Source organism: Streptomyces sp. 3-6, from assembly GCF_056323165.1.
Genome location: NZ_JBWHZP010000001.1, coordinates 200,971 through 216,396, shown reverse-complemented (window position 1 = coordinate 216,396; position 15,426 = coordinate 200,971). Strand labels below are relative to the sequence as shown.

At 74.3% G+C, this 15,426-nt stretch carries 9 protein-coding genes; 5 read left to right on the top strand and 4 right to left on the bottom strand.

Annotated features, from left to right (window positions below):
* Positions 1-78 precede the first annotated feature (78 nt).
* The 5 genes from AC02VZ_RS00835 to AC02VZ_RS00815 all read left to right on the top strand — a co-directional run bounded on the left by AC02VZ_RS00835 (position 79) and on the right by AC02VZ_RS00815 (position 7,364).
* Positions 79-2,013, top strand: a complete 1,935-nt coding sequence (locus AC02VZ_RS00835) for an outer membrane protein assembly factor BamB family protein (RefSeq protein ID WP_476474240.1) — start codon at positions 79-81, stop codon at positions 2,011-2,013.
* Between the two features lie 100 nt (positions 2,014-2,113).
* Positions 2,114-4,348 (top strand): outer membrane protein assembly factor BamB family protein, encoded by a 2,235-nt coding sequence (locus tag AC02VZ_RS00830; protein WP_476474239.1) that lies wholly within the window; start codon positions 2,114-2,116, stop codon positions 4,346-4,348.
* 51 nt (positions 4,349-4,399) lie between these two features.
* Positions 4,400-5,218, top strand: a complete 819-nt coding sequence (locus AC02VZ_RS00825; RefSeq protein WP_432057707.1) for a VWA domain-containing protein — start codon at positions 4,400-4,402, stop codon at positions 5,216-5,218.
* Between the two features lie 17 nt (positions 5,219-5,235).
* Positions 5,236-5,979, top strand: a complete 744-nt coding sequence (locus AC02VZ_RS00820; RefSeq protein ID WP_476474238.1) for a hypothetical protein — start codon at positions 5,236-5,238, stop codon at positions 5,977-5,979.
* Positions 5,979-7,364 carry a protein kinase domain-containing protein gene (locus tag AC02VZ_RS00815; protein ID WP_476474529.1) on the top strand — a complete coding sequence of 462 codons (1,386 nt, stop codon included), beginning with the start codon at positions 5,979-5,981 and terminating at the stop codon, positions 7,362-7,364. The genes AC02VZ_RS00820 and AC02VZ_RS00815 overlap by 1 nt, the downstream gene beginning before the upstream one ends.
* 21 nt (positions 7,365-7,385) lie before the next feature.
* On the opposite strand, the gene AC02VZ_RS00810 is transcribed toward AC02VZ_RS00815, so the two are convergent.
* The 4 genes from AC02VZ_RS00810 to AC02VZ_RS00795 are packed head-to-tail and all read right to left on the bottom strand — an operon-like array spanning position 7,386 to position 15,259.
* Positions 7,386-11,783, bottom strand: a complete 4,398-nt coding sequence (locus AC02VZ_RS00810) for a lipase/acyltransferase domain-containing protein (RefSeq protein ID WP_476474237.1) — start codon at positions 11,781-11,783, stop codon at positions 7,386-7,388.
* Positions 11,780-12,892, bottom strand: a complete 1,113-nt coding sequence (locus AC02VZ_RS00805) for an effector-associated domain EAD1-containing protein (protein ID WP_432057710.1) — start codon at positions 12,890-12,892, stop codon at positions 11,780-11,782. The genes AC02VZ_RS00810 and AC02VZ_RS00805 overlap by 4 nt, the downstream gene beginning before the upstream one ends.
* A gap of 4 nt (positions 12,893-12,896) precedes the next feature.
* Positions 12,897-13,931 (bottom strand): trypsin-like peptidase domain-containing protein, encoded by a 1,035-nt coding sequence (locus AC02VZ_RS00800; protein WP_432057711.1) that lies wholly within the window; start codon positions 13,929-13,931, stop codon positions 12,897-12,899.
* A gap of 47 nt (positions 13,932-13,978) precedes the next feature.
* Positions 13,979-15,259 (bottom strand): alpha/beta hydrolase, encoded by a 1,281-nt coding sequence (locus AC02VZ_RS00795; RefSeq protein WP_432057712.1) that lies wholly within the window; start codon positions 15,257-15,259, stop codon positions 13,979-13,981.
* Positions 15,260-15,426: the final 167 nt, after the last annotated feature.

Below are 15,426 nucleotides of genomic sequence, written 5' to 3'. Positions count from 1 at the left end.
CCGAACGCCTCGTTCCCCGGGACCGCGACGCGGTCGAAAGTACGGTCCTTTTCAGCAGGGGGGGGGAGTGAAGAGGACGTGGAGGAACTGCAGCCCGGCGATCCGTCGCACATGGGGCCGTTCACCTTGCACGCCGTCCTGGGTATGGGCGGAATGGCGACCGTCTACCTGGGCAGCGCACGCGACGGCCGGGGCGGGCACACCACACCGGCGGTCGTGAAGGTGCTCCGGAAGGACTTCCTCTCGGACGAATACCTGCTGCGCCTCTTCCGCCGGGAAATCGCCGTCCTGCACGCGATGAACGCCGGGGGGACGCTGGAAGTCATCGCGTCGGACCCGAACGGCGAACGCCCGTGGTTCGCGACCGAATACGTACCGGGCATGGACCTGCAGTCGCTTCTGGACGCGCACGGCCCGTTCGACACCGCGCAGACCCTCGGCCTGGCGGGCCGACTGGCACCCCTCCTGATGCGACTGCGGGACAACAGGATCGTGCACCGCGACCTCAAACCGTCGAACATCCTCGTCCTCGCGGACGGCACCCTGCGCCTCATCGACTTCGGCGTCGTGCGCCGCCTGGACCACACCTGGACCCTGCCGATCCAGAGGATCGGCACCCGCGCCTACATGGCGCCGGAGCAGCTGTTCGGCGGCGCGGACCATCCCAGCGACGTGTTCTCCTTCGGGCTGACACTCAGCTACGCGGCGACCGGCACCCCGGTGGACCGGACCGACCTGGCCCGCCTGGAGGGCACCAACGGGGCCGGCCGGCACCGGGGCGCCGAACTGCCTCCCGACGCCTTCAGCCGGCTGGCACAGCCGCTGCGGACGATCGTGTCGGCGTGCACCCGCCCGCGTCCCGCCGAGCGCGTGACCGCGCCCGACCTCCTGGGCCTGCTCGCGGACCACCGCGTCCCCCCGCTCAACGGCCCGGCCGACCACGCCCCCTGGCTCCCGGCCGAGGCCCGGGACACGGTCCTGCGACACCTGGAACGGGTCCGCTCCTTCCTTCCCGCCACGCCTCCTCCGGGCCGCGCCCCGTCGGGCTGGCTCCACCGGCTCAGCGGGCTCACCCACTTCACCTCCCCCGTCGACGCCGGCCGGGGCATCGCCCTGTGCTCCCTCGACGGCACCGTCTCACTGGTGGACGCGCTCGACGGCCACGTGATGTGGCGACGCGATCTCGCCGCCCGCATCGAGCACACCCCGGCCGCCGGTCACGGTCTGCTCTACGTCCCCTGCTCGGACCGCACACTGGTCGCCCTGGACACCGCGGACGGGTCCACCCGGTGGGTCCACCCCGCCGGTGACAGCGGTGTCTTCGCCCCGGTCGTGACCGGTGACCGCGTGGTGGTCAGCACGCGTGACGGATCCGTCCACTGCGTCTCGGCCCGCACCGGCACCCGCCTGTGGGTCAGCGACCGGGACGCGGGGCCGGTGTACCACCGCCCCACCGTGGCGAACGGCGTGGTGTTCGTCTCGGGCTGGCAGGGACGCCTGCGCGCCCTGTCCCTGGGCGACGGCACGGAGGTGGTGCGTCTGCCCCAGTTCCGGGATCTGGTGGGCGCTCCCGCCGAGGCGCGAGGGACCCTCTTCGTCGCCGTCCGGAGCGGCACCCTCTGCGCCGTCGACTCCCTCACCGGACGGGAGAAGTGGCGCATGGTGGACGGCCCCACCGCCTGCACCGGGCCCGTCCCCGGCGACGACCTGCTCTTCGTGGGGACGGCACGGGGCACCGTACGGGCCCATTCCATGACGACCGGCCACCCGGTGTGGTGGTCCTCGAGCGCGAAACGCCTCAAGTGCCCTCCCGTGTACCACCACGGCACCCTGTACGTCGGCACCGAGGACACCCTGACCGCCTTCGACGCCCCGACGGGCACCGTTCGCTGGCAGCGCATCACCGAGGGAAGCATGCACGCCTCCCCGCTCATCGCCCACGGCCACGTGTACGTCGGGACCGTGAACTGCAGGGTGCAGGCCGTGCCCCTCCCCCCGCACGGTGCCCGGTGACACGGCCGGACCGGGCCCACCGGCCGGGCGCGGCTGCCACCGGCACGTTCCGGCCGGAGCGCACCCACGTACGTCGACCACCGCACGGGAGGGCGCACTGATGCGCGAACTCGGAGGGCACCGCCTCCTGCACCGGATAGGGAGCGGACAACTCGGCCACACCTATCTGGGCGCCGGGCCGGACGGACAGCAGCGGGCCGTGAAGGAGGTGCACACCAGCTGGGGACCGCCGTCGGAAGCCGGGAGGCGGATCGAGACGGTCCTGCGCTGCCTCGACTGGATGCGTGACACGGGTCCGGACTCCCCGGTGGCCCGGCACACGGCGCACGTCGTCGGCGGATACGACCCCGTGGCCGACCGCGCCTGGACCGCCACCCCCTGGCTGGGCGACGGCACGCACGCCGGCGGCAGCACCCCCGCGGTCTGCCTCGCGGACGTACGGCATCCGCTCCCGGCCGGGGCCATCCTCCACCTGATGTACCAACTGGCCTCACTGGCCCGCCAGTTGCACTCACAAGGACTCAGTCTCTCCGGCTTGAAGCCGACCAACCTCTTCCTCACCGCCCGCGGGCCGGTGGTGGTCGACATCCACCTGGCGCTGGCGCTGCGCGAGCTGCTCCACCACCGGTCCCCCGCGGACCCGGCACCGCACCGCCCGTTCCTCTGGGCGGACCCGGCGTGGCTGCCGCCGGAACTGCGGCGGTTCGGCACCCGAACCCGCACCGCGGGCAGCATCCACGCGGTCGGCGCGATCGCCGTCTTCGCCTGTACCCGCACCCCGCTGCGTCCCGCCACGGACGCCGTCGACGCGCTGACGCACCACAAGCACACCCGCCGGTGGACCGACGAGGCCCTCGCCCGCTGGGCCGCGAACCACGGCAACGTGGGACTCAAGCTCAAGAAGACGGCGTTGCGTTCGGTCAGGCACCGCCCCTGGACCCGGCCCGGCCCCCGGCGCCTCGAACGGATCATCGCCTCCCCCCTGTGGGGCAACCACCACCGCACGGAGTACCGCACCGCCTGGGACGAGGAGATGCGGCGCCTGCTGCGCGTGGGCCCGGGCCACGGCGTCCCCGTGGCGCCGCCCCCGCCCCGGGTGATCCCCGCCCCCGGTCCCTCCACCGCCCCTCCGGGCGGGCGACGGGCCCCCGTGATCTCCGCGGCCAGCACCGTGCCGGGCAGGACGGCCCGCGACCGGACAGCCTCCCGGCCCACCGGCGCCACGGCCGGGTCCCGGGGCCCGGCCACCGCCCGGGACACGTCGCCGCCCGGGCGTCCGCCCTCACCCGCGGCCCCGGACCCCGCGGTCACCGCGGTGGACAGGACGCCGGCCCCGGCCCGCCCCGTCACCGGCGCTTCCGGGCGGGTGCCGCCTCCCACCTGGACCGTCGAGACGAACGGTCCCCTGCTGGCACCGCCCCTGCCCCTCGGCAGCCTCCTGCTGCTGACGTGCGGGAACGAGGCCCACGCGGTCGACACCACCACCGGCAGCCGTGAGTTCGGCATCCCCCTGCCCGGAACCGCCGAATCGGCGCCGGTCCGCTGGGACGGCCGGATGTGGTGGGCCCTGCGCGAGGGCGCGCTGAGCGGGCACAACCTGAACGATCCGCACCACCGCGTCCGCCTGGAGCTCGACGGGGACCCCGGCTCCCACTCGCCGGTCGTGCTGGACGACCGGCTGTGGACGGGCACGACCGGCGGCCTGTTCGAGTTCCGGCCCCTCGCGTCCTCGGAGGCCGTCGGACGGTTGCTGCCCCAGGTGGAGGAACCCGTGGTCTCCCCGCTCGCCACCGACGGGGTCCGCCTGTGGGTTCCCACCGAGCGGGGCGGCCTGATCGCCGTGGACCCCTCCACGGGCGTCGTCCACGGACCCCATCCGCCCTGGGACGCGGCGGGCTGCGCGACGGCCCTCCTCACCGACGGCGCGTACATCGGGGACGCCACCGGCACGGTCCGCCGTCTCAACACCGCGGCCGTCACGCGCGGCCGGTGGACCGTCTCGGCCCTGCCGGTCAGCGCGCCTCCCGTCCCGCACGAGGGCCTGCTCCTGGTCACCGACCACGGCGGCACGGTCACCGCCCTCGCCCTCGACGACGGAGCCGTGCGGTGGCGCGCCGCCACCGACGGTGACGGACAACGCCCCGTGGCCGTGCTCGGCGCCGTGGTGTACGTGTGCGGCGCCCGCGCCGTCCGGCGTCTGGACGCGGCGACCGGCCGGGAGCTGGAGCCGCTGACCCAGGACGGTCCGACACCCACGAGCGTGACCGTCACCCGGGACCACCTGCACGTCGGCTTCGCCGACGGGCGCCTGAGCACCTGGCGGCGCCACAGCTGAGCCCGCGCCGCCGACCCGTCACCCACCGTCCGACCAGAAGGGCGTTTCCCCATGTACGAGGCAGAGATCAGCCGGGCCAACCCGGCGTGCATCGTGTTCCTGATCGACCGGTCGAGCTCCATGCGGGCGGCCATGCCCAGCACCGGTCAGCCGAAGCAGCTGGCGGTGGCCGACGCGGTCAACACCATGCTCCGCGAGCTGGTCCTCCGTTGCGGCCGGGGCGTGGACGAGGTCTGGGACTTCTTCCACGTCGCCGTCATCGGCTACGGAGAACAGGTGGGCCCCGCCCTCGGAGGTCCGCTCGCCGGCCGCGACCTGGTGCCCACCAGTGCCCTCGCCCAGGGCAGCATCCGCATGGAACGGCACGTGTTCACCGAGAGGCTGCCGGACGGCACCTCCACCGACCACGCCGCCGACCTGCCCGTCTGGCTGGAGTCCGCCGCCTCCGGCACCACGCCGATGTGCGCGGCGCTGGAGTACGCGCACAAGGTGGTCGACGGATGGGTGACCGAGCACCCCAGCGCCTTTCCTCCCATCGTCCTCAACGTCACGGACGGCGAGTCGACGGACGGGGACCCGGTGGGCGCCGCCCAGCGGCTGCGGTCCCTCGGGACGGAGGACGGCAGCGTCCTGCTGTTCAACCTCCACCTCTCGTCGGACATCGCCACACCCACGTCGTTCCCGAGCACGGATGACGCCCTGCCCCCGGCCGGCGCGAAGCTGTTCTCCATGTCGGACGTCCTCCCGCCCGACATGCGGGAGACCGCCCTGGACCTCGGTCTGTCCGTCCAGCAGGGTGCGCGGGGCTTCGTCTTCAACGCCGGCATGCAGGCTCTGATGCTCTTCCTGAACGTCGGCACACCGTCGTGATCACCGACTGTGCCCGGGTGCAGGCGCCCAAGTCCAGCCTGCCGGGTCACCTGAGCGAGGACGCGGCGCACACGGCGCTTCCCGCGCGGGGCCGTGCCGGAGAGACCCGCCTGGTCGTGGCCGACGGCGGCAGCGGCTCGGCGGACAGCGGCTGGTGGGCGCGGCAGCTGACGCGGGACCTGTGCGCGGCTCCCGGCCGCGCCTTCGCCGACTCCCGGGCGTTCCACGACGTCGTCGCCCTCGCCGCCCTGCGATGGCCCAGCCGCCGCAGGGTCGTGCTGGGACAGGGCGGACAGTCCGCGTTCCAGCAGTGGCTGACCGCCCGGCGCACGGAGGACGGGCCCTCGACGGCCCTGCTGGGCGTCCGCCTGCTTCCGCCCACCGGACCCGCCGGCGGGATGTGGCAGCTGGTGTCGGTCGGGGACTCGTGCCTGTTCCAGGTCCGGGCCGACCGGCCGGTGGAGTCGGTCGCCCGGCTGCCCCGGGTGCCGCACCTGGTGAGGGTGCGCGGTGTCGTGCCCGCTCCCGGCCTGGTGCTCCGGGAGGGCAGATGGGAGCGGGGGGACGTGTTCTACCTGATGACCGACGCTCTCGCCCGGTGGTGGGTCCGCCGCATCGAGGACGGCGGCCGGCCGTGGGCGACCGCGGACGAACTGTGCGCCGCGCCGGACCGGTTCGCCGACTGGGTGCGGGACCAGCGCGACCGGAGGGCCCTGCAGGACGACGACGTGACGCTGCTCAGAGCGGAGTGCCGCCCGTGATGACACCACCGGGCCGGCGGCCCACCCTCGCCGACTACCAGGCGGCCGTGGCCCGGCTCGACCGGTGCAGCGAGGACCCCCTGCTGAAGCGGTGCCGACCGGAGTGCGGCGCGGACGGCCTGCCCGGTGCGGACGGCGGGACCTTCGGCGCGGTCTACCGGCTGCACGACCCGCAGGACGGACGGGACTGGGCACTGAAGTGCTTCCTGCGGGCCGAGCCCGGCCGCGAACGCCGGTACCGCGAGATCGCCGCCTGTCTGGCGGGTGACCGGGGGACCTGGCGGACGGAGGTCCGCCACCTGGCGAACGGGCTGTGGGTCCGGGAGCAGTGGTGGCCGGTCGTGGTCATGGAGTGGGTGGCGGGGGCGCGCCTGACCGACTGGATCAACGTGCTGCTCGACGAACGGCCGGAGCGGGCGGGTGACGAACTGCGGCGGGTGGCCCACCGGTTCGCCGTCGCCGTCCACCGGATGCACCGGTCGGGCATCAGTCACGGCGATCTGCAGAGCGGCAACGTGCTGGTGACCTCCGACACCCAGGTGCGGTTCGTGGACTACGACGCGATGACCGTTCCCGCCTGGACGGACCGGCCGCGCGAGGACGGGCACCCCGACTTCCGCCTGCCGCGCGAGGGAGAGCGGGGCCCGGACGGGGCCACCGAGCTGCGGCACACGGCGAGCGGATCGGCCAGGGCGCCGTTCGGCGATGAGGCGGCGCTCGCGGCGCTGCACCGGGACCGTTTCCCCTCGCACGTCATCCACGCCTCCCTGCTGATGCTCAGTCACGACGTGTCGCTGTGGAGCAGGCTCCACCAGCCGGGCGCCGACCATCTGCTGGTGTCCCGCACGGACTTCCGTGACCCGGCCGGATCACGGGGCTGGCCCGTCCTGCTGGACCACGAGCGGCGGGAGGTCCGTTCCGCCGCGCTCAGGCTCAGGGAACTGCTCGACACCCCCGCGGACCAGCAGCCCGACCTGGAACCGCGGCCGGAGGTCGCCTCGGTCCCGGGCGTGCGGACGAGCATGGTGTGGCGCTCCCGGACCGGTGTGCCCGCTTCGCCCCGGCCGTTCCTGGATCCCGGCACGCTCGCGGCCCCCGGCGGTGCCGGGCGCACCGCCCCGCCCTCCCGCGAGGCACCGGACGTCCCGGAGACGTCGGGCCGTCCCGGGCCGTCGGACGTCCTGGAGCCGCCCGTCGGCGGCACCGACGCCGACGCCGGTGCCGCCGACGGACCGCCGGACGACGGTCCCGGGAGCCTCCCGGCGACCTCCCGCCGCGTCGCCCCGTTGACGCGGTCGGTGGTCACGGCCGGGGGCGTGCTCCTGCTCGTCGTCCTGGCGACCGTCGCGTTCGTGATCGTCATGAGTCTGGTGGTCGCCCGCTGACCCCGCGCTCCCGGGTCCCGGTCACCGCGGGTGGCCCGGGAACCGGTCGTCCGGCGGGTACTCGACCGCCACGACCAGGGCACTCGCGGACAGTCCGCCCGCCTGGGCGATGATCTGGTAGAAGCCGGGTGTGTGCACGCGGGCCCACGCCGTCGACGTACCGGGCTGTCCCATCACCGGGGCCGGGTTCATGCGCGCCACCACCTCACCCGTCTCCGCATGCACCAGCCGGCACGCGAGGGCGCTCGCCTGCGCGCCGGTGACGGTGAGGGACCAGTCCCGGTCCACGACGACCTCGGACGGCGCGGTGATGCCGAACGACGGGGCGAGGGAGGCGACGTCGGCCGGGGCGTCCGGTCCGCCGGTTCCCGGCCGGTCCGTCAGGATCTCCCGGATCAGGTTGATCACCGTCGCGCCGGTGGCGAGCGAGTTGTGGTGCCCCACCACGGGCCGGTAGGCGGCCGGGCCGGTCGGCCACGCGGACCGCGTCGGCACCACGCCGTCGCCGCCCTCGTCCACCAGCACCGGCTGCCCCTGTCCGTCGCGCAGCGGGGTCCCGTCGTCACGCAGGCGCGGGACGTGGGTGAACAGCATCAGCGTGCCGTCCTGCAGGGTCATGCTCTGGGCGGTGGGCTGCTCCGTGCCGGCGACGGCGTGCACCCGCCAGGAGGCCAGCGACCTCCGGTGCCGCGCCTCCTCCGCGGCCTCGGCGAGCTCCGCGTCCCCGCCGACCGCAGCGACGTCGGCGGGCGTCAGCCGGCGCACCCCTCCGTCGGGCGTCCGCACGCACCGGGTGGCGGGCAGCAGGTCGTACAGGCCCGGCATGGTGCGCGCCGCCGGGCCGAGCGGGTTGCGCAGCGTCCTCCGCCGCCCCGGAGCGGCGAGCAGGTCCATCACGCCGGGGATGCCGTGGAAGGGGGTGCCGACCGCGATCACGTCCCGGGTCCGCTCGGCCAGTTCCGGGGAGGCCGCCAGGGCGGCCTGGACGACGAGACCGCCCATGGAGTGGGCGACCAGCACCAGCTTCGGCCGGTCGGCGGGCGACCGGACCCCGGACGCCCGCCGGGCGGGGTGGTTCCTCCACCGCGCCAGGTGCCGCAGGGCGGTCTCGGTGAAGTGGCGCGCGGTGTCCGCCACCGACAGCCGCCAGTCGTAGGGGTGTTCCAGGACGGCGTCGTCGTGCAGCACCACGGAGCGGATGCCCTCGAGGAGGTCGTGGTAGGGAGCCTGACCGCCGACCAGGGGCAGCCACGCGAGTTCCGGGAGCAACTGCCGGGCCCGCAGGCGCCGGGAGTGCCCCTCGCGCTCCGCCCTCGTCACCGTGAGGGCGGAGCGCGAGGGGGCGCGGCGTCCGCTGTTCGGCAGGCTCACCGGGAGCTGGGGCAGGGTGGTCGAGGCGAGCAGGCGCAGGAAGCCGACCCCCGGCCAGACGGTCCTGCCGTTCTCCCCCGTCTCCACCAGGGTGCTCCCCCCGATGCCCGGCAGGACGATCACCGCGTCCCCGCTGTAGGGACGGTCCACCTCGTGCCGGTAGGAGTCGATGAGGGCGCGGTGCCACGGTACGACGCTGTCGGCGGAGGTGGCCAGGAAGCCACCGATGGCGGTCCCCCGGCCCACGCTGCTCACGCTGCCGGTCACCGACCCGGGCCGGCCGGGCGGCGGGCCGATCCGCACCGCGCCCCCGGCTTCCGCTCCCCCCGTGTCGTTCTGCCCCGACCGCACCGGTTCGGGGCGCGGGGTGGCGACGACCTCCCCGGTCAGCGAACCGAGCCGGGCGTCGTCGCTGCCCTCGCTGCCGCCGACGCCCAGGGACCTCGCCGTGTCGGTCACCAGCCGTGGCATCGAGTCACCGATCTCGGCGGCGAGTTCGCGGATGAGCAGGGGGTGACGCCGTTGGGCCCGCAGGGAGAGCCCGCCGACCCGCGTCAGGGTGTCCTCCCGCAGGCGGATCGCCTCGGGGCTGGTGGAGGTGCCCGCACGCCGATGGGCGCGCAGCTGCGCGGCGGCCACCGACAGCAGCCGGATCTCCCCGCCCGGCCGGTCCGTGACACGGCGGGCATGCGCCAGCAGGTGCAGCGCGTCGTCGAACCGGCCCAGGTCCTCACAGGCGCGCGCCCCGAGCAGGGCCACGTCGACGAAGACATCGGGGTCGGGTGCGCGCCGCGCCAGCTCCCGGGCCCGGTCGAGCATGAAGAAGGCGTCCGCGGGCCGGCGCTGGGCGATCCGGGCCCGCATGCCGAGCAGCGTCAGGTCCAGGTCGCCGGCCACCAGGTGCCGGCGTTCGTCGAGCACACCGGTCACCCCCTCGGGGTCGTCCGCCGCCAGCAGCTCCCTGCCGACGCGTGCCGCCTGACGGCACCAGGTGTCGTCGTCCGCCTCGGCCCGCAGCAGGGCCGTCGCGGTGGTACCAAGGCGCTCCATGAGGTAGACCCGGCCGCGCGGCGGCAACTCGTCCAGCGCGTCTTCCAGCACGGGCCCCGCCTGGTCGATCCACCGCCGGTCCAGGGTCCGGGTCGGCTGGGCCAGCGACAGCCGGTGGTACAGCTCCTCCACCCTGTTCTCCACCCGGTGTTCCCCGGGGGCGTCCTGCGCGTCGAGCCGCTCGTAGTGGCGCACGGCCCGGCGGTGGATCCGCTCCATGACCCCCCGGTGATCGACGCGGATCATGGGCAGCATGACCCGGCGGACGTCGCCGCGGTGCACCGCGGCGTCCCGGTCGGCCACCTTCTGCACCAGGGTGGCCTCGGCCACGAAGGCGGCGAACAGCCGTCGGGCCCGCTCGTCGTCCACCCGTCCCAGACCGCACGGCTCGGCCAGCACGTCACGGATGATCTCCGGGCTGAGGACCCGGACGGCGAGTCCGGGGCTGGCGAGGCGGCGCAGGTCCGGGTCCTCCAGGTGGTCCAGGATCCGCCGGTAGAGCACGCCCTGCAGGGTCTCGGCACCCACTTCGCTCAGGAGTTCCGCCCGCAGCCTCCCCTCGGTCAGGGTGTCGGCCCCTTCCCGCCGGATCAGGGCTGCGGCCAGTTTCAGGTTGAGCGGGCTGGTGCCGACGGTGTCCAGCACCTCGTCGAGGTCGAGTACGGGCCCGACGCCGCTCGTGCCGTCGGCACCGTCCGTCAGCAGGACGTGCAGGAAGGCACGCGCGGTCGCGGTGTCGAAGCCCGCCAGCGGCAGTTGCTCGAACGCGTCGTCCGCGCAGGGCGCCCGTCCCGCGGCCAGGACCCGGAGGCCCGGGTGGGCCCGGTGCAACAGGTGCAGGAAGTCCAGCAGACGCCGCTCGGCGACCGGTCCGCTGCGCTGTACGTGCTCGAAGGCGTCCAGGGCGAGCAGCCACCGCGCCCCGATGCCGCCGGTGATCGAGGTGACGAGGGCCGCCAGGGCGTCGACCAGGGTTCGTTCGTCGCGCCGGCGGGCGGTGCGACCGCCGAGGGAGCCCTTCTCCGATCCGCTGAGGCGGTCGGCGGCCAGGGTGCCCTCCAGCTCCCGTGCCAGCTCCGCGGTCTCGCGTACGAACGCCGGGTACAGCAGGCCCAGTTGGCGTACCACCTCGGCCACCAGGGTGAGGGGTCTCCCGGCGGCCAGGTCGTGCCGGTCGAAGGTGAGGTAGAGGCAAGGGGTTGGGTCGAGGGGCCGGGCGCCCCGCCGCCGGGAGCCGGCGTCACGGTCCAGGACGAAGCGGGCCAACAGGGTCGACTTGCCGACCCCGCCGGGCCCGTGCACGAACATCCACCGTCCGTGGGCCGCGCCGTGGAGTGCTCCGCGCGCCGACGTGCCGCCCGGGTCGTCGGCCCGGGCGCTCCCGCCTCCCGGCCGCCGGGTTCCCCCGGCCGGGAGGCGGGACCCGCCGAGCAGGGCGCCGAGCTGGGCGAGTTCGTCCTCCCGCCCGGTGAAGGTGGCGTCGGCCAGGGCGTGCAGCGGCTGCAGCAGACGTGCCCGTCCCATGGCCCGTTCGACGGCGTGCGGCTTCGGCAGGGCGAGGCCCTCCCGGGCCAGGCAGGCGCGGGCCAGCGGAGCGTCCTCGAACCAGTCGGCGACCGTCAGCGCGGTGTACAGCTCGTCGTAGTCCTGTTCGCCCAGGGGCGGTGCGGTGCGCCGCAGGAAGCGTTCGATCCATGCCCGCGCGGGGTCCCCGGCGTCGGGCGCCGCCTCGGCCGCCGACAACAGACGGTCCAGGGTGCACAGTTCGTCGAGGGTGCGGGCCCGGACGTCCCGGTCCAGGCACCAGCGGCGGCCCCGGGACGTCGTGACGCGCAGGCAGTCCTCCAGGAGGAAGTCCTGGAGTACCGCGTCGGCCTCGTCCGGACCGGCCAGGTCCCGGGCGGTGAACGAGCCCAGGAGGACGGCGCGTTCCCGCAGGGACCGACGGTCCCGGGCCGCCGGCTCCGGAACCCCGCCCCGGGGCGGTGTGCCTGTCACGTCACTCCCCCTCCCCGGCTGTACAGGTCGCGCGCCCAGGAGGCCGCGGCGACCTGCAGTCGGTCGGGCACGGGCAAGGGCGCGTCGGCGACCACGTCACCGCCTCCCGCGCTGTTGCTCAGTTCGTTGGCGAGCCCGAGGACCTCCTGGTCGTCCACCGGCCGGCCGGCCTCCCGGGTGACCGCCGCCACGTACGCGTGCAGGTCCCTGCCCAGGAGGGGGCCGAACTTCTCGTGGGACACGTAGGGATACAGGTCCGACGGCAGCCAGCCGTCGTAGGCGAGCAGGACGATGCGGAGACGGTCGGCCATCTCGTCCTCGACGACGGCCGTGACCAGCCGGGTCAGTGCCCTGAGCGCGGGCTCGGTGAAGCGCACGGACTGGGAGTCGTCGATCACCAGCCAGTGCCCGTCCTTGGCATCGCAGCCACCGCCCTCCCGGGCCCCGTTCATCTGGTGCTCGATCAGGTGCACCAGACGGCGCGCCTGGCTGTCCTCCGAGGTGTGCGGGTCGATCGTCAGGGGCCACCCGAACAGGTCCTCCAGGGTGTCCGCGATGTCCTTGACCCGGGCGGGAGAGAGGTAGTCGCTCATGCGGATGCGGCGGCAGTTGGCCCGGTGGCTGCCGAGGACATGGGCGATCAGGTACCAGCTGTGCGTCCGGCCGACCCGTCGCGGCCCCTGTACGGCCAGCACCCGTTTCCCCTCACCGGTGACCATCTTGTGCAGTGTGCTCCGGAAGGACACCCGGTTGAAGAAGGCACGCTGCCGATTGCTGACCAGATGGGCCGCGCTGGGCTTCGCCTCCGGCACCGAGGGCTCCTCGGTCAGCAGGTACTGGAAGACGGGGTACGCGGCGGTGTTGATGTCCTCCGCGGCCCGGGCCACCAGGGTGCGCAGGTGGCCCCCGGCGGCGGCCTTCTCCAGGGCCTCCGGCCACACGTCCGCCATGCAGGTGTCCCAGTGGATGTCGGCCGTCCTGAGCCCCGCGCCGACGACCAGCTCACGGGCCGCCTGCTTGTCCCCGTACACGGCGGTGAGTGCCCTCAGGAGTTCCTTGGCACGCTTGTCGTCGAGGTGGAACGCGCCTTCGTCGAGCAACGCGGTCATCGCCTCACACCAGCGCCTTCCGGACGAGCCCTTCGACGACCCGCTCGATGCGGAGCCCTTCGTTGCGGTACTCGGCGGGCTGGTCGACGCCACCGATCCGCCGCCACCGCCGGTGCAGGGCGACCACCCGCCAGTGGTCGTCGAAGACCGGCGAGCCGGACGAGCCGTTCTCGGTGTCGGTCCAGTACTGGATCACGGTGTCGTCCACGTGCCGCACGACGTTGTGCCGGGCGGCGAGCTTCTTCACGGCACCGTTCGGGTGCTGGATGATGTACACCCGGTCGTCGACGGCCACCTCCGCAAAGTCCGTGAGGGACACCTGGACGGCATCGTCCGGCAGTCCGTCCGCCGCCCGCACCACCGCCCAGTCGGGTCGGGCCTCGCCGACGGCGGACGCCGGATCGCAGGCGACCACCTGGTGCTGCCGGACCCGCCCGTCGAGGTCCGCCTCGTACCCGAACCACGCCTCCACGGCGGTCGGCGCCCGCCCTTCGGCGCCGAACAGCACGTGGTGGTTGGTCAGCAGCAGGTCGTCGGTGATCCGGAACCCGGTGCCGTGGTACAGGGACCCGTCGGCCGACGTGACGAGCAGGCGGCACACCGCGCCGGCCATGCGTGTCCCCCTGCGCAGGAAGTCCACGTCCTGCAGGGTGCCGGCACGGAAGACCTGCAGCTCCTGGGCATCGGGGTCCGTGAAGTGCGCGAAGTCGCCCGGGGCGTCCGCGCTCGCGCGGGCCGCCAGGACCGGACGCGCGTCGAGCAGTTCCCGTACGCGGTCGCCCGCGGCACGGTCCGGCCCGGCGACGACGGCCTCCAGCAGGGGCCTCAGCCGCTTCTGGTTGCTCGCCACCCCGATCAGGTCGAACCAGACCGTCATGGCGGGACGTTCCCAGTTGACGTACCCGGTGTGCACCCCGGCCGTCTTGGCTAGCTGTTCGGCCCGGCTCGGCCGGTCGTACACCGCGGCCAGCAGGTCGCGCAGCTCCAGGGCGCCGGGCGCGGTCCAGTCGAAGGGCACTCTGTCCACGAAGTGGGTCATGGTCTTTTCACTCGTCGTCGCTCGTGGGCGGTGGCCGCCGGGAAGGATCACTTCTGCGGCTGGAACGCCCAGTGGTCGCCGGCCGCATGCGGGACACGGGTGAGCCCGTAGCGCTGACCCGGCCGGTGCCCGAACCGGAACAGCCCGTGGAGGTCGGAGAGGACCGACGTGTGCCGGCCCACGTAGGAGTGGCCGAGGAGATCGGCGCCGAGCGCGGTGACGTCGATGGTGTCCAGCCCCGGTTCGACGATCACCGACCGGCCGGCCTGCCCGGCGCGGGGGAAGTCAGCGAGCCCTCGGGCGACGGCGAGCGCCCTGTCCCGGTCCGAGACGTACAACGTGCAGGTCTCGGCCTGCCGCAACGCGGCGGGCAGCCGTTGCCGGAACACGTCACTGTCGACGTCGGGGGCGGCGAACACGACGTGCCCCAGCCGCCCGGAGCCGTCGCGCAGCGTGGTGGTGTCCAGTCCGGTGAGTGCCGCGGTGAGCACCCGGTTGCCCATGCTGTGCGCGACGACATGCGTCCGGCGCACGCCGGTGCGGGTGAGCAGCGTGCGCAGGAAGTCCTGGAAGTGGGGCACGGCTCGGGCCGCGGCCTCACCGTCCGCCACGTAGTCGCGGACGGCGCCCTTCGACGCCCAGCTGTAGAGCGCGACCACACCGGTGAAGTTGAGGTCGTAGGCGATCTGGGCGGCCTGCCGGAGGGCGCCGGGGAAGGTGACGTTGTAACCGTGCACGAAGACCAGCGCCTCCCGGTCGGTGCCCTGGTCGAGCTGCTCGCGCACCTGCTCGGCGAAGGTGCCCGCGTCCAGCGGCTCGGACGCGCCGACCACCAGGTCGCGCTCCGGGTTCGGCCGGAACTGCAGGCGCCACCAGCGAGGTTTGGTCACCGAGCCGACCGGCCGGTCGTCCGGCACGCTCACCGTGGCCCTGCCCTGCGACAGGTCCCCGCGCCGGGCTCCGTACCGGACCCCGCACGGCTCGGGGGCGTCTTCCGGGGCTCGGTCGGTCGCGTACATGACGGGCACCAGCAGCGCGCGCCGGAACTCCGTCCAGTACGCGGGTGCCGCCGCCGGCCCGAAGCGCTCCCGCCCGTCGGCGAGCCGGTCGAACTCCTCGCTCAGCCAGGCCCCCAGGGGCGGCCGAGCCCGCAGGGCGCTCTCCACCCGCCGTGCGGCGTCCTCCACCGCGTCGAAGTGCTCCGGCGTCCCCCCGTCGTCGCGGCACGCCTGTTCATACGCCCGTAAGCCGTCGAGCACGTCGTCCTCGAGGTCGCTCAGCTCCTCGTCGGCGACCCGTTCCGGCACCTTCGGCCAGATGCCCGCCACCGCCGGAACCAGTGGTCCCCACCGCTCCACTACCCCTCCCCCGGAAGCACCGACGACCCGGTTCCGCATCCGGGCCGTCGCACCCGGCAGTTTACGGCGTGTGGCGCACCCCACAGGCCCCTTCGCACGAGACGGCCCCTTTCCCGCCTCCCTCGGGCCCGGGCCGC

Excerpts from the sequence above, each read along its gene's own strand:
- AC02VZ_RS00825 (WP_432057707.1), top strand. The coding sequence starts at position 4,400 with ATGTACGAGGCAGAGATCAGCCGGGCCAACCCGGCGTGCATCGTGTTC.
- AC02VZ_RS00805 (WP_432057710.1), bottom strand. The coding sequence starts at position 12,892 with ATGACCGCGTTGCTCGACGAAGGCGCGTTCCACCTCGACGACAAGCGT.
- AC02VZ_RS00830 (WP_476474239.1), top strand. The coding sequence starts at position 2,114 with ATGCGCGAACTCGGAGGGCACCGCCTCCTGCACCGGATAGGGAGCGGA.
- AC02VZ_RS00815 (WP_476474529.1), top strand. The coding sequence starts at position 5,979 with ATGACACCACCGGGCCGGCGGCCCACCCTCGCCGACTACCAGGCGGCC.
- AC02VZ_RS00800 (WP_432057711.1), bottom strand. The coding sequence starts at position 13,931 with ATGACCCACTTCGTGGACAGAGTGCCCTTCGACTGGACCGCGCCCGGC.